Annotated in this window: 16 protein-coding genes; 4 read left to right on the top strand and 12 right to left on the bottom strand. The window is 71.4% G+C overall.

Going from position 1 to position 20379, the window contains the following annotated elements; genetic code table 11:
* Nucleotides 1-26 precede the first annotated feature (26 nt).
* Nucleotides 27-1931, bottom strand: a complete 1905-nt coding sequence (locus WJM95_RS17060) for a hypothetical protein (protein WP_339130582.1) — start codon at nt 1929-1931, stop codon at nt 27-29.
* A 405-nt stretch (nt 1932-2336) separates the two neighbouring features.
* Here WJM95_RS17060 and WJM95_RS17055 point away from each other — a divergent pair, with 405 nt between their 5' ends.
* A complete protein-coding gene (locus WJM95_RS17055; RefSeq protein ID WP_339130581.1) occupies nt 2337-3536 on the top strand; it encodes a hypothetical protein in 1200 nt (399 codons plus the stop codon).
* Between the two features lie 84 nt (nt 3537-3620).
* Here WJM95_RS17055 and WJM95_RS17050 read toward each other — a convergent pair whose 3' ends face one another.
* Both WJM95_RS17050 and clpB read right to left on the bottom strand, forming a co-directional pair.
* Entirely contained in the window at nt 3621-4154 is a 534-nt protein-coding gene (locus tag WJM95_RS17050; protein ID WP_339130580.1) for a YbjN domain-containing protein, read from the bottom strand.
* 305 nt (nt 4155-4459) lie between these two features.
* On the bottom strand, nt 4460-7072 hold the full coding sequence (clpB, locus tag WJM95_RS17045; RefSeq protein WP_339130579.1) for an ATP-dependent chaperone ClpB: 2613 nt from the start codon (nt 7070-7072) through the stop codon (nt 4460-4462).
* A gap of 130 nt (nt 7073-7202) precedes the next feature.
* Between clpB and WJM95_RS17040 the strand changes: the two genes are divergently transcribed.
* Complete coding sequence (locus WJM95_RS17040; protein WP_339130578.1) at nt 7203-7616, top strand: TIGR03618 family F420-dependent PPOX class oxidoreductase; 414 nt, start codon at nt 7203-7205, stop codon at nt 7614-7616.
* 161 nt (nt 7617-7777) lie between these two features.
* Here the strand turns inward: WJM95_RS17040 and WJM95_RS17035 are convergent, their stop codons facing one another.
* Nucleotides 7778-8113: a hypothetical protein gene (locus tag WJM95_RS17035; RefSeq protein ID WP_037614653.1), complete on the bottom strand. Its 336-nt coding sequence runs from the start codon at nt 8111-8113 to the stop codon at nt 7778-7780.
* A complete protein-coding gene (locus WJM95_RS17030) occupies nt 8110-8322 on the bottom strand; it encodes a hypothetical protein (RefSeq protein ID WP_339130577.1) in 213 nt (70 codons plus the stop codon). Before WJM95_RS17030 ends, WJM95_RS17035 begins: the two co-directional genes overlap by 4 nt.
* Before the next feature lie 266 nt (nt 8323-8588).
* Between WJM95_RS17030 and WJM95_RS17025 the strand changes: the two genes are divergently transcribed.
* Nucleotides 8589-9581, top strand: coding sequence for a helix-turn-helix transcriptional regulator (locus WJM95_RS17025; RefSeq protein ID WP_339130576.1), 993 nt, complete (start codon nt 8589-8591; stop codon nt 9579-9581).
* Between the two features lie 89 nt (nt 9582-9670).
* Here the strand turns inward: WJM95_RS17025 and WJM95_RS17020 are convergent, their stop codons facing one another.
* Complete coding sequence (locus tag WJM95_RS17020) at nt 9671-10741, bottom strand: helix-turn-helix transcriptional regulator (RefSeq protein WP_339130575.1); 1071 nt, start codon at nt 10739-10741, stop codon at nt 9671-9673.
* 874 nt (nt 10742-11615) lie between these two features.
* A complete protein-coding gene (locus WJM95_RS17015) occupies nt 11616-12680 on the bottom strand; it encodes a substrate-binding domain-containing protein (RefSeq protein ID WP_339135626.1) in 1065 nt (354 codons plus the stop codon).
* Between the two features lie 338 nt (nt 12681-13018).
* Here WJM95_RS17015 and WJM95_RS17010 point away from each other — a divergent pair, with 338 nt between their 5' ends.
* Nucleotides 13019-14689: a PA14 domain-containing protein gene (locus WJM95_RS17010; RefSeq protein WP_339130574.1), complete on the top strand. Its 1671-nt coding sequence runs from the start codon at nt 13019-13021 to the stop codon at nt 14687-14689.
* A gap of 67 nt (nt 14690-14756) precedes the next feature.
* On the opposite strand, the gene WJM95_RS17005 is transcribed toward WJM95_RS17010, so the two are convergent.
* From WJM95_RS17005 to WJM95_RS16985, 5 genes are all read right to left on the bottom strand, one after another.
* Nucleotides 14757-15209 (bottom strand): helix-turn-helix domain-containing protein, encoded by a 453-nt coding sequence (locus tag WJM95_RS17005; protein WP_037614665.1) that lies wholly within the window; start codon nt 15207-15209, stop codon nt 14757-14759.
* A 7-nt stretch (nt 15210-15216) separates the two neighbouring features.
* A complete protein-coding gene (gene dnaJ, locus WJM95_RS17000) occupies nt 15217-16404 on the bottom strand; it encodes a molecular chaperone DnaJ (RefSeq protein ID WP_339130573.1) in 1188 nt (395 codons plus the stop codon).
* A 33-nt stretch (nt 16405-16437) separates the two neighbouring features.
* Nucleotides 16438-17097, bottom strand: coding sequence for a nucleotide exchange factor GrpE (gene grpE / locus WJM95_RS16995; RefSeq protein WP_339130572.1), 660 nt, complete (start codon nt 17095-17097; stop codon nt 16438-16440).
* A complete protein-coding gene (dnaK, locus tag WJM95_RS16990) occupies nt 17094-18938 on the bottom strand; it encodes a molecular chaperone DnaK (RefSeq protein ID WP_339130571.1) in 1845 nt (614 codons plus the stop codon). The genes grpE and dnaK overlap by 4 nt, the downstream gene beginning before the upstream one ends.
* A 147-nt stretch (nt 18939-19085) precedes the next feature.
* Complete coding sequence (locus WJM95_RS16985; protein WP_339130570.1) at nt 19086-20207, bottom strand: MraY family glycosyltransferase; 1122 nt, start codon at nt 20205-20207, stop codon at nt 19086-19088.
* Nucleotides 20208-20379: the final 172 nt, after the last annotated feature.

The following is a 20379-nucleotide window of genomic DNA, read 5'->3' as shown; positions in this document are numbered from 1 at the left end:
TGGGCCGGGGGGACGCGTCCCGCACCTCAGTGGAAGGCCCAGGCCAGGGCCACGGCGCCGCCGAGGACGAGCAGCGCGGGACCGAGCGGGACACCCCGGACGCGGCCCGAAACGGCTTCGGTGGGCCGCAGTTCCGGGTGGTCGCGGAGCGCGGCGACCTCCTCGGTCATCCGGACGTAGGAGGGGTTGCGGCCGAAGCGCCGTTCCAGCATCGGCATGCCGAGGCCGGGCAGCCGCCAGTCGTCGCCGTACGGCATCCCTATCTCCACGCCCCCGTCCCTGGTGTAGCGGGCCGACCGCAGGTGTTCCCACGGCAGGTGCCGCAGCTTCCACCCCCCGGACAGCCACAGGCCCGAACTGTCCGCGGTGACACGCCAGTTGAGCAGTTGCGCGGCGGTCGCGAGCAAGGACAGGAGGAGAAGCACGTAGAGGGCCGCCTTCACGCCGAACCCGTCCGTCACGAGCGTGCGGGCGTTCGCGGCGGCCCCCACGATCGCGACCAGGGCCAGGGCCGCGCCGACGGAGCGGCCGAGGTGGCCCGGTCCCCAGCTCAGCGGGCGTCCCGTCGTGATCAGAGTCGCCGGAACCGCGGCGGCGACGCCGCCGGCCGCCGCACGGGCCTCCGTTTCCGGGTCGGCCTGCGGTTCCCGGCCGGGGCGCGGCAGCCGGACGGGTCCGCTCGTCCGGACGACGGCGCTCCCGCCGTCGCGGAGCGTGGTGACGAGCAGCAGTTCACCACCGTCGCGGGGGGCGCCGAACATCACGGCCTCGCGCGGGAGCGGGGAAGCAGGGTTCAGCTCCTCCCCGCCGCCGGGGCGGACCCGTCCGCGTGGGTTCGGTGCCTCCTCGCCGCCGGGGCGGAGCCGTCCGCGCTCGTCCTCGCCCGGCGCCTCGGCGACGAAGCGCGCGGTGAGAACGGGCCTGCGGGCGGAGGTGTCGTCGCCCGCGTAGATCCACAGGAGGCCGTCACCGTCCCTGCGTTCCAGCACCCGCAGGACCGGGACAGGACCCCGTCGCAGGGCGGCGGCGCGGCGCCGGGCGAGCAGGCCGGTGACGAGCAGGGAGAGGCCGGGAAGACCGGCGGCCAGAAGCCCCAGCTGAGGGCCGGTGGCGTCGTACGGCTCGGCCGCCAGGCGCCGCCACGACCCGTCCTCCAGGACGGTCGGCGCGCTGCCCTTGCTGTAGTCCTCCGGAGAGAGCGAGTCGAGCCGCAGCAGCCGTCCGTCGTCGGTACGCACCCGGACCGACTCGTCGTCACGGCCGACCACCTCGGCCGCGGTGCGGACCGCGCGGTCCGCGTGCCGCGTGTCGTCGTGGACGCCCGCGATTCCCTCGGCCGCGCTGAAGGCGGCGACGGCCAGGAGCACGAGGCCCGCGCCCGTGGGGATCAGTCCGCGCCACAGCGGGGCGAGGGGCCCGGGGACAGGGTGCCGTGCGGTCGCGGCGGCCTCCGCCAGGTCCCGCTGCCGGCGGCGGGACGCGAGCCGTTCCGCGGCGGCCGCCCAGCCGAAGCCCAGAGCCGCGAGGACGCAGAGGTTCGCTGCCAGGGAGTTCGGCCCCGCGTCCGGTAGCTCCAGCCGGGCCACGATCGCGGCCAGGACGGGGGCCGCGACCAGCGTCACCTCCGGCAGCCGGGCGAGCCAGTACAGCAGCCCCGCGGCCAGACCCGTCTCCGTCATGCCGAGCCAGTCCGCACCGCACGGCGCCGCGTCGGTGCACGGCGGTTCCGGCGCGGCCGCGATCGCCCACACCACGGTGATCAGCAGCGCGAGCACCGACCAGAGCGGGCGCGCCCAGGGCCCGGGGCGGGCGCGCGACCAGCGGGCCGCGTCGCCCGAGGACCAGACGCCCGTGTCCGCGGGAACGGACGGGAGCGGTGGAGGAGCCGGGGCGGGGATCGGGACCGGTATGGGGGCCGGAGTCTCTGACACGCGAGGATTATGCGGGATCCCGTCCCGCCCGCCACTGCCCGGGGACGGCAGCGTTCCGGTCCCCACGGCTGCCCGAGGACGGCAGCGCCCGGGAACCCGGGAACAGCAACGCCCGGGAACCCGGGAACTGCCCGGGAACAGCAGCGCGGGAGGGGGCGGGATAGGGCGTTCCGGACCCCGGAGCCCCCCGGGAGACAGCAGCCCGGGAGGGGACGGGAAGGGGCCGGGACAGCAGCGTTCCGGGCCCCGGAGCCGCCGGGGACAGCAGGTCGGGACGGGGCGGGAAAGGGGCGTTTAGCATTGTCGGCACCCCGTCCCCGGGCGGCGCGCCGAAGGCCCCGCGACGGAACCCGCACGGACGATCAAAGCTCGCGAATACCCCGTACGGAACGCACAGTTCGGGGTGTGACCCACCCGAGTACCCTCGCTCGCCCCGCTCTCCAGGAGCCCCGCGACCGTGCCGTCCGCCCGTCCCGCGCCGCACGCAGCCTGCCGTACGCCGCGATCACGGCGCTCGGACTGTTCGCCGCCGCGCGCCTGGCCGGCCTCCTCGTGCTCGCCGGGACGGCCTGGGCCACCGGCAGACACCCGGTCGCCCTGCTCGCACGGTCCTGGGACTCGGCCTGGTACCTGGGCATCGCCGCGCACGGCTACGGCAGGACGCTCCACTTCCACCCCACGGTCGTCCACAGCGACCTCGCGTTCTTCCCGCTGTACCCGGCCCTCGTCCGGGCCGTGACCACGCTGACCCCGCTGACCGGGGGCTCGGCGGGCCTGCTGGTCTCCTGGGCCGCGGCGGCGGCCGCCGCGTGCGGGATGTACGCGATCGGCGCCCGGCTGCACGGCCGGGCGGTCGGTACGGCGCTGGTGCTGCTGTGGGGGCTGCTGCCGCACTCGGTGGTGCTGTCGATGGCGTACACCGAGCCCGTACTGACCGCGTTCGCCGTCTGGTCGCTGTACGCGGTGCTCGACGGGCGGTGGCTGTGGGCCGGCTCGCTGGCCGCGCTCGCGGGACTGTCACGGCCGAACGGCTTCGCGGTGGCCGCGGCGGTCCTCGTGGGGGCGGCGCAGGAGGTCTGGCGTCACCGCGGAAAAGTTTCCCACAGGGTGTGGACGGGCGCGGCGCTCGCGCCCGCGGGCTGGACCGGCTATGTGCTGTGGGTGGGCCACCGCGAGGGCCACTGGCTCGGCGGCTACTTCCAGGTGCAGCGGCTGTGGGGCTCGCGCTTCGACCTCGGCCGGGGGTCGCTCCACTTCGTCAAGCACCTGCTGCTGCACGGGGACCGGTTCGTGTTCCCCATGACGATGGTGATCGTCGCCGCGGCCGTCCTGCTGTACGGGCTGCTGATCGCGGACCGGGCACCCCTGCCGCTGCTGGTCCACAGCGGCGTCCTGCTGCTGATCGCGCTGGGCGGTTCGGGGTTCTTCGAGTCGAAGCCGCGCTTCCTGCTCCCGGCGTTCCCGCTGCTGCTGCCGCTGGCCCGCGCCCTGGTGCGCACGGCGAGAGCCCGGCCCTGGCACGCGACCCTGGTGGTCGGTGCCCTGGCCGGGCTCTCGTTCGCCTACGGCGCGTATCTGGTCGTGATCGCGCACACCCCGCTGTAGGACAGGGCATGGTGCCCGTCCCAGGGGCCGGTGCACGCGTGGAGAAGCGCCGCCGCGGGGGACGGACGGCCGCGGGAGGCGGACCTACTCGTCCTCGTCGTCCTCGGGCTTGTCCGCCTCGTTGATCTCCTGCTCGAGGCCGAGCTGCTCGACGAGCCACTTGTCGAACTCGATCGCGGCGCGCACCCAGCTGACCGTGGAGGACACGAAGTGCTCCAGGCTGACGCCGGTGCCGATCAGCATCTGCGCCTCGCCGATCAGGCGGACGGTGCCGTCGTCGTGGGTGTGGCTGTAGACCTTGGGCCACAGCGTGCGGCGGTTCCAGTCGTCGATCGACTCAAGGAGCGCGGGCTTCTCCTCGAGCTGGTGCGGCCGGTCGTAGAACGTCCGCACCGAGAAGACCTGCTGGTCCGCCTCGCCACGGAACATGAAGTACGTACGGAACTCCTCCCACGGCGCCGCGAGGTCACCCTCGTCGTCGACGACGTACTTCAGCTCCATCTGCTCCAGGAGCTGCTTCACGAGGTCCTGATCCGGGACCACGGGGCCGGCGGGGCCGCCGGACTGCGGCTCGGGCTGGCCCCCGAAATTCGGAATCGAGGACGGGTCGATGCTCACCGTGTATTTCCCTTCGTACGGATACCGCCATCCTCTCTCATGACGGGCGGGGAGTGGCAACCTCTGGCGGGCCCTGTCCGCCGGGGGCTGACAAGATCCGGTCACTCCCGGGCCTCGGAGCGGCACGAGGGAGGGCCCGCGGCGGTGTGCCGCGGGCCCTCCCAGGGCCCTCCCTCGCAGGTGCCTGTGCCCGGCCCCTTCCGGCTCCCGGTGCCCCTGCCGGCTCCCGGTGCCGGTGGCCGGTGCCTCTGCCGGCGCCGGTGCCTCCGTCGGCTCCCGGTGCCGCTGTCGGCCCGTGGTGCCGGTTACAGGGTCTTGCCCGTGGCCGGGCCCACGATCAGGCCGTCGCCGAAGGCGTCCACCCGGACCGTGTCGCCGTCCTTGACCTCGCCGGCCAGGATCTCCTTGGCCAGCCGGTCGCCGATGGCGGTCTGGACGAGGCGCCGCAGCGGGCGTGCCCCGTACGCCGGATCGTTGCCCTCCTCCGCGAGCCAGGCCAGGGCCGCGTCGGTGACCTCCAGGGTGAGCCGGCGCTCGGCGAGCCGCCGCGCCAGGGAGTCGATCTGGAGCCTGGCGATGCGCTCCAGTTCCTCCTGGTCGAGGGCGGAGAAGACCACGAGATCGTCCAGCCGGTTCAGGAACTCCGGTTTGAAGGAGGCGCGGACGACCTCCAGGACCTGCCGCTTGCGCTCCTCGTCGGAGGCCGACGGATCGGCGAGGCTCTGCCCGCCCAGGAACTGGCTGCCGAGGTTCGAGGTGAGGATCAGGATGGTGTTGCGGAAGTCGACCGTACGGCCCTGACCGTCCGTCAGCCGCCCGTCGTCCAGCACCTGGAGCAGGATGTCGAAGACCTCGGGGTGCGCCTTCTCCACCTCGTCGAGCAGGATCACGCTGTACGGGCGGCGGCGCACGGCCTCGGTGAGCTGGCCGCCCTCCTCGTAGCCGATGTACCCGGGCGGCGCGCCGACCAGCCGGGCCACGCTGTGCTTCTCGCCGTACTCCGACATGTCGATGCGGACCATGGCCCGCTCGTCGTCGAAGAGGAAGTCGGCCAGGGCCTTGGCGAGTTCGGTCTTGCCGACGCCCGTGGGGCCGAGGAAGAGGAAGGAACCGGTGGGCCGGTCGGGGTCGGCGATCCCGGCGCGGGTGCGCCGCACGGCGTCGGACACCGCTCCCACGGCCTCGGCCTGGCCGATCAGCCGACGGCCCAGCTCCGCCTCCATGCGCAGCAGCTTCTGCGTCTCGCCCTCCAGGAGGCGGCCGGCGGGGATGCCGGTCCAGGCGCCGACGACGTCCGCGATGTCGTCGGGACCGACCTCCTCCTTCACCATCGTGTCCTTGGAGACCTCCTCCTCGGCCTGCGAGGCTTCCTCCAAGTCCCGCTCCAGCGTGGGGATCTCGCCGTACAGCAGCTTGGAGGCGGTGTCGAAGTCGCCGTCGCGCTGGGCGCGTTCGGCCTGGCCGCGCAGTTCGTCGAGCTTCTCCTTCAGCTCGCCGACCCGGTTGAGGGACTGCTTCTCCTTCTCCCAGCGGGCGTTGAGCCCGCGCAGCTCCTCCTCCTTGTCGGCGAGGTCGCGGCGCAGCCGCTCCAGACGCTCCCTGCTGGCGGCGTCCGTCTCCTTGCCGATCGCCAGCTCCTCCATCTTCAGCCGGTCCACGACCCGCTGGAGTTCGTCGATCTCGACCGGCGAGGAGTCGATCTCCATGCGGAGCCGCGAGGCCGCCTCGTCCACGAGGTCGATGGCCTTGTCGGGGAGGAAGCGGGAGGTGATGTAGCGGTCGGACAGGCTCGCGGCGGCGACCAGCGCCGAGTCGGCGATCTGGACCTTGTGGTGGGCTTCGTAGCGCCCCTTGAGTCCGCGCAGGATGGCGATGGTGTCCTCGACGGTCGGCTCGGCGACCAGCACCTGCTGGAAGCGCCGCTCCAGCGCCGGGTCCTTCTCGATCCGCTCGCGGTACTCGTCGAGGGTGGTGGCGCCGACCATGCGCAGCTCGCCGCGGGCCAGCATGGGCTTGAGCATGTTGCCGGCGTCCATGGCGGAGTCGCCGCCCGCGCCGGCGCCCACGACGGTGTGCAGCTCGTCGATGAAGGTGATGATCTGCCCGTCGGAGTCCTTGATCTCCGCGAGCACGGTCTTCAGGCGTTCCTCGAACTCGCCGCGGTACTTCGCTCCGGCGACCATCGCGCCGAGGTCGAGCGAGACGAGCCGCTTGTTCTTCAGGGACTCGGGGACGTCGCCCTTCACGATCCGCTGGGCGAGGCCCTCGACGACGGCGGTCTTGCCGACGCCGGGCTCCCCGATGAGCACGGGGTTGTTCTTCGTGCGGCGGGACAGGACCTGCACCACCCGGCGGATCTCGTGGTCCCGGCCGATGACGGGGTCGAGTCTGCCCTCACGCGCGGCGGCGGTGAAGTCGGTGCCGAACTTTTCGAGCGCCTTGTACTGGCCCTCGGGATCCGCGGTCGTCACCCGGCGCCCTCCCCTGGTCTTCTGGAACGCGTCGAGCAGCTTCTTCGCGCTCGCTCCCTGCTGGGAGAGTACGTCGGCGATCCCCCCGCCCTTCGCGGCGATCCCGATGAGCAGGTGTTCGGTGGAGATGAACTCGTCGCCCAGCTCCTTGGCGCGCTCGGCGGCGTCCGCGATGACGGCGAGCGCCTCGCGGTTCGGCTGCGGGGGCGCGACGGTGGAGCCGGTCACGCTGGGCAGGCCCGCGAGGACGCGCTCGGCGCCGGCGCGGACCGAGGCCTGGTCGGCGTCGACGACCGCCAGCAGATCGATGATGTTCTCGTTGTCCTGCCCCTCGAGCAGAGCGAGCAGCAGGTGGGCGGGGGTGAGGTCCGGGTGCCCCTCCCGTACGGCGCGGTTGCTGGCCGCGTTGATCGCGTCCCGGCTCCTGTTGGTCAGCTCGGCGTCCACGTTCGCGTTCTCCTCCTCCTGGCGTTCCTGACCGTTCCCTGACTCATCCAGCGTACACAAAGTTGAGTCTATTCCGCTCAAGGCTGGAAGAGCCGGAAAATGGACAGCCACAGGCGTAGATTCAGGCCTCATGGCTTCCCATGCGGTGGACCCGCGGCGGCCCGACGCCGCCTATCTGAGCTTCTGGCGCGAGCGCCGTCTGTGCACGCTGACCACCCTCAGATCCGACGGCAGCCCCCATGTCGTACCGGTCGGAGTTACATACGACCCCGAGGCCGGTCTCGCTCGGGTGATCACGAACAAGTCCAGCCGGAAGGTCGCCCACGTCCTGGCGGCCGGGCCGGACGGGGCGCGTGTGGCGGTGTGCCAGGTGGACGGAGCGCGCTGGGCCACGCTGGAGGGGCGGGCACGGGTCTCCACGGACCCGGCGCGCGTCGCGGAGGCGGTGCGGCGCTACGCGGAGCGCTACGAGCGCACGCCGTCGCCGAACCCGTCGCGTGTGGCCATCGAGATCGAGCTCACGGCGGCGATGGGCCGCGGATGAGGCCGCGGACCAAGATCCGGCGGCCGGTCGCGGCCCCCGCGGGAACGGGCCGAAACCCGCTCACGCCCCCGGAAACTACAGCGGCGTCACCGTGTTCAGGTCACGGTGACGCCGCTGCGGGGGGAAGTACCTGCGCGATCTACTACGACGGGGGAATCGCGTCAGGCACTGCGGGGGGTGGCTGCGATGGTCTCGACGTCCGGGACATCGGGTCCGGTGAGCTGGTGGTCGCGCTGGTCGAGGTTCACGAAGATCATGCCGTAGCGGATGGCGCACCGGACGGGCTGCGGCGCCCCCCGAGGCCGCCGCAGACACCGGTACGCCCGTACGTCCTCGTCGTCGTCGCGGGTGACGACGACGGGCTCTCCGAAGACGGTCACCATCAGCGAGTCACCGCTGTAGGGGATGGCGGTGACCAGGTCGATGAAGTGCCAGCCGGACCGGTAGGCCGTCGCCATCTCGCGGCGGAAGGAGCGGTCGTCGGGAGGAATGCTCATGCTTCTGCGCTCGCGGAGACGATCGTCCAGCCGCTGTCCGACAGAGTCGTGGCCTCGGCGCCGTTCCAGCCGCTGTCCGCCACGGTCGCCTTCACGCTGTTCCAGCCACTGTCGCCCGGAAGCGCCGCGGCCTCGATGTCGGTCCAGCCGCTGTCCCCCGGGACCGCCTCGGCAGCGGTCCAGCCGCTGTCCGCCACGGTCGCCTTCACGCTGGTCCAACCGCTGTCCGGAACGGCCCAGGTCCGGGCACCCCCGGCATCAAGACCCGAGGCCCCCAGGGAGCCGGACGCCACAGCGACAGAGAAGACTGCGGCAAGCACTGAACCAAGCAATCTCGCTCGCATAGTCGGCTTCGTCCTCACTTGATGGAATCTTCTCCCCCGTCGTCACAAGACGATGGCTCATTCAGGCACGTCAATGCCACAGCAGCGATGCATCATGTTCCTGCACGTTCAGGACCCTGGGGGGTGGAGATTTGCCCACAAAGAACTCACAACCGACACATCCCCACGCTGTCACCACGTTGTGTGACGAAGGAACACGCCTTTACGCCAGTGCGTTGCACTCCGGCCGCATCACTCGGGTCGAAGTGGAAACGGCCCCTTGCCTCTTGGAGTTCGCGCTGCTTCATCCCGATCCCGACGACGAGAAGTGGCTGCGTCCCGTTCCGCCGTCCGTCGCGCTCGCCCAACGCCTCCAGCCCCTGGAACGGGAGATCCAGGAACGCCGGCGGCTCGCGATCGAACTGACCGACTCCTTCGACCCGTTCATCGCGATCAGCACGCAGAGCACCGCGAGCATCCACGCGATCACGGTCCTCGAGGGATTCGACCGGATCAACGCGGCACTCAATTCGGCCACCGCCGAGTGCCAGACGGAGATGCTGACGATCCAGCCGGGCGGCGGCCGGCCCGCCGACGCCCTGATGCAGGCCCTGGAGCGCGACCGGCCGCTCACCGACCGGGGGGTGCGCATCCGGACGCTGTACCAGCACACCGCGCGGCACAGCCAGGGGACGCTCGCCTACGTGGAGCGCATATCCGGCGGCCGGATCCAGGTCCGCACGCTGGAGGAACTCATCGAGCGGCTGATCGTCTTCGACCGGACCGTGGCCTTCATACCGGCCAGCGACGACCGGCGGGTGGCCCTCGAACTCCGCCACCCCGGACTGGTGCTGTATCTGAGCAAGGTCTTCGAGCAGCTCTGGCAGCGCGCGGTCCCGCTCACCGAGGACGTCCCGAACGACGTGGGCCCCAACGGCATCACGGGCGTGCAGCGTTCCATCGCCAAGCTGCTCATCGAGGGGCATGTGGACGAGGCCATAGCCCGCCGCCTGGGCATGAACGTCCGCACCTGCCGCGCCCACATCGCCAAGCTGGCCTCCGCGCTCGGCAGCGGGAGCCGGGCTCAACTCGGCTTCCTGATAGCGCAGTCGGGGCTCCTGGACCAGGCAGAGGGAGGGGAGTGACCCCGGCCGGCGGCACCTCGCGCGACCCGGCGCCCGCCGGGCCCCGCCACCGCGGCCCCGCCCCGGACGACCCGGCCGGGCCACCGCCGTCAGCGGCCCGCCGCCGATCCGCGATCCGGGACGGCGGGGGCCGCGGGCGCGGCCTCGGCGACGGCGCCGGACCCGGGAACGGGCCCCGGAGAACGCTGCGGTCCGTCGAGGCCCGCCTGGGCGATCCGTACGCCGAGCTGGGTCCGGCTCGCAGCGCCCAGTGTCTCCGACAGCCGGGCGATGTGCGCCCGGCACGTCCGCACGCTGATGCCGAGACGCTCCGCGACCACCGCGTCCTGATGACCCTCGGCCAGCAGCGCCGCGATGGACCGCTCCCGGTGGGTGATGCCCTCGATGCCCGTCTCGGGCATGGGTGAGGTCAGCGGGATCCCGAGGCGCCAGAGCCGCTCGAAGACCGTCACCAGATAGTCCACCAGCGCGGGGTGGCGCAGTTCGAGCGCGATCGTGCGGTCCGCGTTGGCGGGGATGAAGGCGACCGTGCGGTCGAAGAGGATGAGCCGCTCCACGACCTCGTCGAGGGTACGGGCCTCGGCCGCGTCGCCCATCAACTCCATGTAGTTCAGGAGGCCTTGGCCGTGCCGGGCCACGTGGGTGTACAGATCGCGCATGCGCACCCCGCGCCGGCGCATCTCCAGCGCCCGGTGCAGGCCCTCGACGAGTTCGTCCTCGCGCCGGATGCCGCCCGGCTGCACGGTGAGGACCTCGCGGGTGCACTCCTCGGTCGCCTTGTCCATGGCCGCGTGGATCCGCGGCAGTCCGTCGAGGACACGGATCGCCACGCCCTCGGCCGGCGCACGGACCCGGCCGCCGAGCCCCGCGTACCACTCGAAGGCCGACACCGCGTCGCCCACCCGGGCCTGGCTCGCGCTGACCTCCTCGTACACCCCGCGCAGGAGCCGGGTCATGACCTCCTGCGGCGAGGTGGGCACCAGCCAGCCCATGTCGTCCGGATCGGGGTGCAGCAGCGCCAGTTCCAGCAGGCAGGGCACCGGCTCGGCGTCCTCGCGGGGCACCCGGCCCCGCCGCACGGCCCGGGAGTACACCCGGTCGCCCGCGTCGCACAGCCGGTCAGCGCCGTGCGGATGCCTGTCCGTCCCGTGCCCGGCCATCTCCCACCCCTGGCTCCAGCTCCAACCCCTGGCGTGAGCCCCGCGTCAGGGCGTCCTCCGCAGCGCAACTATGCGCGGACGCGTCCGGCATCGCAACAAGGCTGCGTCGCCGCAGGACGTCCGTTCGCCCCCGCTCGTCCCCATAGATCCTGACCTCCGCGGCGCCTCTTGCAACAAGCTGAAGGGCCGCCGTCCTGACGCCGGGACGGCCCGCGGAACACCTTCCGAGCACTGCGCCGGCGCCCTCCCCGACCCGGCCGGGGAAGCACAACTCGGTTCTTCTCCAAGGGACTTGCGGTGGCCGCGCACTGCTCCGCCGGGGGCACCGGCCGATCCTTCGGCCCGCGGGCGGAAACCGCGAAGGAGGGGGCGGTGACGGAAAGTTCACAGGACCCGCAGATCGCGTGAGCGGCATCGGCGGGCCGGCGGCCGGCGTCACCCCTCGGCCGGACGATCGACGAACCCTCAGGGGCACCCGGCGCGACGGCCGGAAATCGACGGTGCGCCCGCGCCGCCGCGCCGACGCCGTCCGCGGCGGTATAACATCCCGCGCCCTCCGCCCCCGGGGCGCCGGCGTGGACGCGGCGCCCGGGCGAAGGCACGCGAAGACACCGAGGACACCGCGGACGCCGAGAACACCGAGGACGCCGAGGGCGGCGCGGGGAGCCCGGTGGACGCCCGGTGCGGGGAGCCGTGGGTTCCGGGTCGTCGAGGGGCCCTGTGGGGCCTCTGAGGCGCGTGGGGCCCTTGAGGGTGGATCGGCAACGGAACGGCCCCGGTCGGGGACGGGCGCCCGTGGCGCACACCCCCGACCGGGGCCGGAACCGTGTCTTCTTCGGCCCGCCGCCCCGGAACGGGACGGGGGCGGAACGTCCTACTTGATGCCGAGCGAGTTGCAGAGCGACTTGTAGGGCGCCACGCAGATCTTGCTGACGGGGTAGATGCCGTCCTGGACCACCGTGTTCTCGATGTTGTCCTTGGTGAGGGCGACAACGGGCACGAGCTGGGACGGGATGCCCTTGTTCGTGGGGCTGTCGACCTTGTCGCGGGTGAGCGCGTCGAACTCGATCGAGCGGCCCTGGACGCGGGCGACCGCCATCTCGGCGGCGGCGTTGGCCTCCTCCGGGTACGACTTGTACACGCTCATGAACTGGTCGCCCTTGATGATCCGCTGCACGGCGACGAGCTCGGAGTCCTGGCCCGTGACCGGCGGGATCTTGCTGACGCCGGCGGCCTTGAAGGCGTCGATGACCGCGCCCGCGATGCCGTCGTTGGCGGCGTAGACACCGGCGATGTTGCTCAGCCCGATGGCCTGGATGGACTTCTCCATGTTGACCTTGGCGTTGGCCGGGTCCCAGTCCTTGGTGTCGTACTGGGCGGCGACGATCACCTTGTCCTGGAGCTCCGACTTGGCGCCCGCCTTGAACTGCGCGGCGTTGGGGTCGGTCAGCGAGCCGTTCATCATGACGATCTTCTTCGAGGCCGAGCCGGCACCCAGCGCGCCGACCAGGGCCTTGCCCTGGGTCTCGCCGACCAGCTCGTTGTCGAAGGAGATGTACGCGTCGATCGGACCCTGGGCGAGGCGGTCGTAGGCGATGACCGGGATACCGGCCTCCTTCGCCTTGCGCACACCCTTGGCGATCGTCACCGAGTCCACCGCGTCGACGAGGATGACGTCGACCTTCTCGTCGATCATCTGCTGCATCTGGCGGAGCTGCTTGGCAGCGTTCTGCTCAGCGTTCAGATAGACGACGTCACCCTTCTTCTCGGTGAGCTTCAGAACCTGATCCCTGATGATCGGGTAGTCGAACTTGTCGTAACGGGTGTTCTGCTTCTCCGGAAGGAGCAGCCCGACCTTGATGTCATCACCCTTCGTGGGGCTGGCCGAGGTACCGCTCCCCCCGATGCCCAGGCCGCAGCCGGAGACGGTGACGGCCATGGCGGAGGAGGCCACGGCTATGGCGGTACGGCGGAGGCCGGTGTTACGAGTCTTCACATCAGGTGCCTTCCGGGCGAGGTTGCAGCATTGCGACCCAGGTGGCTGAAAGCCAACGCGGCGATCACCTCAGCGTCAAGGAGTAACCACTTAACGAGATGGCAACGGCGTTTCGTGTTCCACAAGTGAACACGACGGGAAAAGACTACGCCCATCCATCGACCGATCCCCTCAGCTTCACCTTCCGTCATTCACAGGTACAACCAACCTCCGTTCACAGGAGTCGTGATCGTCGACGGTTTTTAACTGCCGTTGACGATCAGTCAGACGAGAAGGAACGCATGTACAGAGCCACCGGCACGCGGGGCACCCTCGCCTCGGCCCTCGTGCTCGCCACCGCGGGCGGCCTGCTCGGCGCGGCCGGCCCAGCCGCCGCCGCAGTGACCAACTGCACATCGCCCGTCTATAAGCGGCAGTTCTACGCGAACACCACGTTCTCGGGCACACCGAAGAAGACGGACTGCGACTCCGCGATCGACCAGAACTGGGGCTCGGGCGCGCCCACGGCCGGTCTGCCCGCCGACAACTTCGGCGTCCGCTGGACCGTGACGCGCGACTTCGGCTCGGGCGGCCCCTTCTCCCTCCCCGTCACCGCCCAGGACGGAATTCGGGTCTATCTGGACGACATACGCAAAATAGACCTCTGGAAGAACGTCTCGGCCACACGGTCGAAAACGGTCGGCCTCGCCATTCCGGCGGGAAAGCACACCCTGCGCGTCGATTTCGCGAACTGGACAGGCAAGGCAAACGTAACGTTCGCCTACAAACCCGTCACGTCCGCGAAGACCGACAAAATCAAGCCACTTGTTCCCACCGGTTCCTCGGCGTCCTACGACACCGCGACCGGCAGGGCCAGGGTGTCCTGGTCCAGGAGCCCGGAGATGGACCTCGCCGGATACCGCGTCTACCGCCGCCCCAAGGGCAGCACCACCTGGACCCTGCGCACCACGACCACCGCCACCTCGTACACCGACACGTCCCTCCCGGCGACCGGCGCGACCTACTACTACGAGGTCCGCGCCCACGACCGGGCCGGCAACGAGTCCGCGGGCACGGCGGACCGCCCGGTGACCACCGCCGACCGCACGGCCCCGGAGCGCGTCACCGGTCTGTCGGGCCGCGGCACCACCGCGGGCAACGGCCTGTCCTGGCAGCCCTCGTCGGCGGACGTCGACCACTACGAGGTGTGGGCCGCGCCCGTCGGCGGGAGCGACCCCGACGGGCCTGAACCCGTGTTCGGGACGTCCTACACGGACCCGATCGCCCCGGTGGGCACCGACTACCGCTACACCGTCCACGCCGTCGACCGAGCCGGGAACGTCTCCCCCGTCTCCGACACCCTGACGCTCATGCGCCCTGAGGACTCCACGGCGCCCGCGCCGCACGCGCTCCTGGCCACGCCCGCCGACGCCTCCACCCGCGTCGACTGGACCCCGGCGGACGACCCCGAGGCGATGGTCACCGGGTTCCGCGTCTACCGCCGTACGACCGCGCTGGGCAGGTGGACCCTGGTGGGCGGCACCGACGCGACGGGCTCCTCCTTCGACGACACCTCCGCCCCGAAGGGCACCGCGCACTACTACGTCGCCTCGGTCGACGTCCGGGGAGCCGAGTCGAGCCCCTCGGCGCAGACCACCGTCGAGCGGCTCACGCCCGCCACCTCCACCGGTCCCGCCGCCCCGCTGCTGACCGTGGTCTCCGAAGGCGGGACCCGCTTCCCCGTCCAGGTCGGGATACGGCCCGGAACGGGCGACGGGGCACGGCTGCTCAAGGGGTACGCGTGGGACGTCTCCGGCGCCTGCGGCAGCAGCGGTCCGCGGTTCACCACCTCGGACACGGTCTCCTGGACTCCCTCGTACACGGGCCCGTGCACCGTCACGGTCCGCGCCGTGGACGTCTACGGCCGGACGGGCGAGGAAGCGGCCTCCGTCGAGGTCATGGTCGCCCGCTGACCGTGCGACGGCACGCGGAAGGGGCCCACCGGTTCGGACGAACCGGTGGGCCCCTTCGCTTCGAGAACTAGTCGGACGCCCGCTTGGGGCGCCACACCACCAGGGCGCTGGTCTGCTGGACCTCCTGGTACGGGACCAGGTCGCGCCGGTAGGAGGCGTGCACGGCGGCCTCCCGCTGCTGCATGGCGGCAGCGGCGCCGTCCAGGGCCGACTCCAGCTCCGCGACGCGGGACTGGAGCGCGGCGACCTGGTTCTCCAGTTCGATGATGCGCTTGATGCCGGCGAGGTTGATGCCCTCGTCCTGCGACAACTGCTGCACGGTGCGCAGCAGCTCGATGTCGCGGGCCGAGTAACGGCGGCCCCGGCCGGCCGTGCGGTCGGGAGAGACCAGACCGAGCCGGTCGTACTGACGCAGGGTCTGCGGGTGCAGTCCGGAGAGCTGGGCCGCCACCGAGATGACGTAGACCGGGGTCTCCTCGGTCAGTTCATAGGGGTTGCGTCGACGACCGGTCGTGTCCATGGCTCCGTCATGCTCCCTTCGCGGCCTGGAACAGCTCCGTCCGCGGGTCCTCACCCGCGGTCGCCTCTCGGTACGCCTCCAGGGCGTCGCGAGCCTTGTCGGACAGGTCCTGGGGGACCGTCACCTCGACGGTGACCAGCAGGTCGCCCCGGGTGCCGTCCTTGCGGACCGCGCCCCTGCCCCGGGCGCGCATGGTGCGCCCGTTCGGAGTGCCCGGCGGCAGCTTCAGCGTCACCGGAGGACCGCCCAGCGTCGGGACCTTCACCTCGCCGCCGAGCGCCGCCTCCGCGAAGGTGACGGGCACGGTGACGGTGAGGTTGTCGTCCTTGCGGCCGAAGACCGGGTGACCGTCCACATGGACGGTGACGTACAGGTCACCGGCCGGACCTCCCCGCTCTCCGGGAGCGCCCTTGCCGCGCAGCCGGATCCGCTGGTTGTCGCTGACTCCCGCGGGGATCCGGACCTGCATCGTGCGGGACGACTTGGCCCGGCCGCTGCCCGCGCACTCCATGCAGGGGTGCTCGGCGATGAGGCCGCGGCCCTTGCAGTCGGGGCACGGGTCCGTGAGCGAGAATCCGCCGCCCGAGCCACGCGCCACCTGGCCGGTGCCGACACAGGTCGGGCACACGCGCGGTGTGCCGTTCTTGTCGCCGGTGCCCGAACAGGCCTTGCAGGCCGCCTGCGAGGTCATGCGCAGCGGAACGGTCGCGCCGTCCACCGCCTCCGTGAAGGAGAGCGTGACCTCGGTGTCGATGTCCTGGCCGCGCCGGGGCTGCGTACGCGTGCCCGGTCCGGCGCCGCCGCGGTTGAACAGGCCCCCGAAGACGTCACCTATGCCGCCGCCGAAGCCGCCGGCCCCTCCCGCTCCCTGGCCCTGGGCGCCGCCTCCGAAGAGGTCACCCAGGTCGAAGTTGAAGTTGCCGCCGCCGGCGCCGGGACCCGGACGGAAGCCACCGCTGCCGAAGAGGGCGCGTGCCTCGTCGTACTCCTTGCGCTTCTTGGGGTCGCCGAGCACGTCGTTGGCCTCGGAGATCTCCTTGAAGCGCTCCTCGGCCTTGGCGTTGCCCTTGTTGGCGTCCGGGTGGAACTCGCGGGCGAGCTTCCGGTACGCCTTCTTGATCTCGGCCTCGGTGGCGTCCTTGGGGACGCCGAGGACCTTGTAGAAGTCCTTCTCGATGAAGTCCTTGGTGCTCATCCCCGACGTCCCTCCTTCCTCGTCCGTTCAAGCTCAGCCCTCGTCCGGGCCACCGCTCTCCTTGTCGTCGGCCGCCTCGCCCGAGTCCTCGGCCTTGACCGTCTGCGCCCCGGGCTGCGGTTCGGCGACCGCCACCCGCGCGGGGCGGATGGTGCGCTCGCCGAAGCGATACCCCGGCTGGAGAATCGCCACGCACGTCGTCTCCGTGACGTCCGGCGCGTACGAGTGCATCAGGGCCTCGTGGATGGTCGGGTCGAAGGGCTCGCCCTCCTTGCCGAACTGCTGGAGCCCCATCTTCGCCGCGACGGTCTCCAGCGATTCGGCGACGGACTTGAATCCGCCGACGAGCTCGCCGTGATCCCGCGCGCGGCCGATGTCGTCGAGCACGGGCAGGAGCTCGGTCAGGAGGCTCGCCACGGCGACCTCCCTGACCGCGATCCGGTCGCGCTCGACACGGCGGCGGTAGTTCTGGAACTCGGCCTGGAGCCGCTGGAGGTCCGTGGTGCGCTCGGTCAGTGCCATGCGCGCCTGGTCCAGCTGGGCCGTCAGGCCGGTCAACTGTGCTGCTGCGTCCCCGTCCGGGGCCGCCGCCCCCTCCGCAGAGGGGGTGGCGGTCTGCGGCTCGGCGTCGTCAGAGGTGGCGCCGGAAGGGACGTCGGGCTGCTCTTCGAAGCCCGGGGTCTCCTCCGTCACGCGGCACCGTCCCGGCGGTCCTCGTCGACGATCTCGGCGTCGACGACGTCGTCGTCGGCCTTCGGGGCCTCGGAGCCGTGGGCGTCGCCGCCGGTGGCCTGGCCGGCCTGGGCGTCGGCGTACATGGCCTGGCCGAGCTTCTGCGAGACCGCGGCGACCTTCTCCGTGGCGGTGCGGATCTCGGCGCTGTCCTCGCCCTTGAGCGCGGCCTTCAGCTCCTCGACGGAGGCCTCGACCTCGGTCTTGATCTCGCCGGGGACCTTGTCCTCGTTGTCCTTGAGGAACTTCTCCGTCTGGTAGACGAGCTGCTCGCCCTGGTTGCGGGTCTCGGCGGCCTCGCGGCGGGCGTGGTCCTCCTCCGCGTACTTCTCGGCCTCCTGGCGCATGCGGTCGACCTCGTCCTTCGGCAGCGAGGAGCCGCCGGTGACGGTCATCTTCTGCTCCTTGCCCGTGCCGAGGTCCTTCGCGGTCACGTGCATGATGCCGTTGGCGTCGATGTCGAAGGCGACCTCGATCTGCGGGACACCGCGCGGGGCCGGCGGCAGACCGGTCAGCTCGAACATGCCGAGCTTCTTGTTGTACGCCGCGATCTCGCGCTCGCCCTGGTAGACCTGGATCTGCACGGACGGCTGGTTGTCCTCGGCCGTCGTGAAGATCTCGGACCGCTTGGTCGGGATCGTGGTGTTGCGCTCGATGAGCTTGGTCATGATCCCTCCCTTGGTCTCGATGCCGAGGGACAGCGGGGTCACGTCGAGGAGCAGGACGTCCTTGACCTCACCCTTGAGGACACCGGCCTGGAGGGCCGCGCCGATGGCGACGACCTCGTCCGGGTTCACACCCTTGTTGGCCTCGTTGCCGCCGGTCAGCTCCTTGACGAGCTCGGCGACGGCGGGCATACGGGTGGAGCCGCCGACGAGAACGACGTGGTCGATCTCGGACAGCTGGATGCCGGCGTCCTTGATGACGTTGTGGAACGGCGTCTTGCAGCGCTCCAGGAGGTCGGCCGTCAGCTGCTGGAACTGGGCGCGCGTGAGCTTCTCGTCCAGGTGCAGCGGGCCCTCGGCGGAAGCCGTGATGTAGGGCAGGTTGATCGAGGTCTCGGTGGACGAGGACAGCTCGATCTTGGCCTTCTCGGCGGCCTCCCGCAGACGCTGGAGCGCCATCTTGTCCTTGGCGAGGTCCACACCGTGGCCGGAGCGGAACTGCTGCACCAGGTAGTCGACGACGCGCTGGTCCCAGTCGTCACCACCGAGGTGGTTGTCACCGTTGGTGGCCTTCACCTCGACGACGCCGTCGCCGATCTCCAGGAGGGACACGTCGAAGGTGCCGCCACCGAGGTCGAAGACGAGGATCGTCTGGTCGTCCTTGTCGAGGCCGTACGCCAGCGCGGCGGCGGTCGGCTCGTTGACGATACGAAGGACGTTCAGACCGGCGATCTCGCCGGCCTCCTTCGTCGCCTGACGCTCGGAGTCGTTGAAGTACGCCGGGACGGTGATGACCGCGTCGGCCACCTTCTCGCCCAGGTACGCCTCGGCGTCGCGCTTCAGCTTCTGAAGGATGAAGGCGCTCATCTGCTGCGGGTTGAAGCTCTTGCCGTCGAGCTCGATCTTCCAGTCGGTGCCCATGTGACGCTTCACCGAACGGATGGTCCGGTCCACGTTGGTGACCGCCTGGCGCTTGGCGACCTCGCCGACGAGCACCTCGCCGTTCTTCGCGAAGGCGACGACGGACGGCGTGGTCCTGGCGCCTTCGGCGTTGGTGATGACGGTGGGCTCGCCGCCTTCGAGAACGCTGACGACGGAGTTAGTCGTGCCCAGGTCGATGCCGACCGCACGTGCCATTTCGATTCCTCCAGCAATGACTTGAGTGGAACGGACTCAAGTGTGCACGACGTCCGCCGCCTGGTCAACAGACCTGAGTCGCCGGGGCTCAACTCTTATCCGCTCCTTACACGCATGGAGCCTCTGAGCTGCGGGTTTATCTCAGAGTCAGTGAACCTTCACCGCCCCAGGCGCCTCCGGACGGGGACGCCCAGGCCGTCCGAGCGACCTCGGGACGGGTCCCCCGGGGGCGGGGATGGCATGCGGATGGGCACGGCGCGGACGGGTCCCGGGACGCAGGGCCCCGGCGACGGCGACCGCCGCCACGGCGCCCACCACCCACCAGGCGGCTCCGGCCCCCAGCCATCCGAGGTCGATGCACAGCCCCACGGACACGGCCGCGAACGCGGCGAGACCCGTCACGACGAGGACCCCCTGCCGGGTGAGCCCCGCCCGCCGCAGCCGGTGCACGAGATGGTCCGGCGCCGGGCGCAGCAGCGGCCACCCGGCCCGCCTCCGTGACACCAGGACCAGGACGGCGTCCGCGCAGGCCACGGCCGTCAGCGCGAAGGCTGCGCCGAGACCGGGCCCGGCCGGCCCCTCCGCGTGCACCCGCACGACCGCCGAGGCCAGCAGGAAGCCGGCGAACAGCGACCCGCACCGCCCCGGCGCGATCCGGGCGGGGGGCCATCCCTGCATCAGGAAGCCGGTGAGGGCGGCGGCCAGCACGCTGAGCAGCGCCGCGAGCCCGTCCATGAGCCGGGCGGCCGCGCACCCGCTGAGGGCGAAGGCGGTGATGACGCCGACCGTCCCCATCACCCCGTCGGCGTGGTCGAGCGAGCGGAAGGCCTGGGTGACGAGGACGATCCAGAGCACGGCCAGCGCCCCGGCCGGCAGGCCGAGGTCGTCGAAGGGGACCGTCAGCGCGGCGGCGACGGCGACACCCGCCCCGCACACCACCGGGGGCACGGGCAGCAGATCCGCGGCAAGACCGAGCAGGGCGACCGCGATTCCGGCGGCCAGCAGGCGCCCGGCGTCCGCTCCGAGCGGGGCGGCGCCGGTCCAGTTCCCGGCCCAGCCGACGAGCGCGGTGGCGCCCGCCACGGCGATGCCGCCGAGGAGCGGGACGGGCCTCGGCCTCGTGGGGGCGGGCGCCCGGGGTTTCGCCCGGCGGTCGGGAAGCCCCGTCCCGTCGGCCGGGCCGAGGCGCAGGGAGAGCGACCGCAGCAGCGCGGCGAGCGTGGCGGTCAGGAGCAGAGCGGCGGTGGCGGCCGTGATTCCGTACAGCACGTCGCCAATTTAGGGGTAATTGTCACAGTATTGGGTGAATAACACGATCGGGTTTACGTGTCCTGTCGTCACGGGGTGAAACGGACCCCGTGCCCGCCCGCCGGGCGTCCACTCAGGCATCCCTCAGCGACGCAGATCACCGCACCGCTGACTACAGTGCGGCGGAGGAAGT

Origin of the sequence: Streptomyces sp. f51 (genome assembly GCF_037940415.1) — a bacterium.
Taxonomy (GTDB): Bacteria; Actinomycetota; Actinomycetes; order Streptomycetales; family Streptomycetaceae; genus Streptomyces.
The sequence above is the reverse complement of the archived record's forward strand: the minus strand, read 5'-3'. Positions and strand labels throughout refer to the sequence as shown.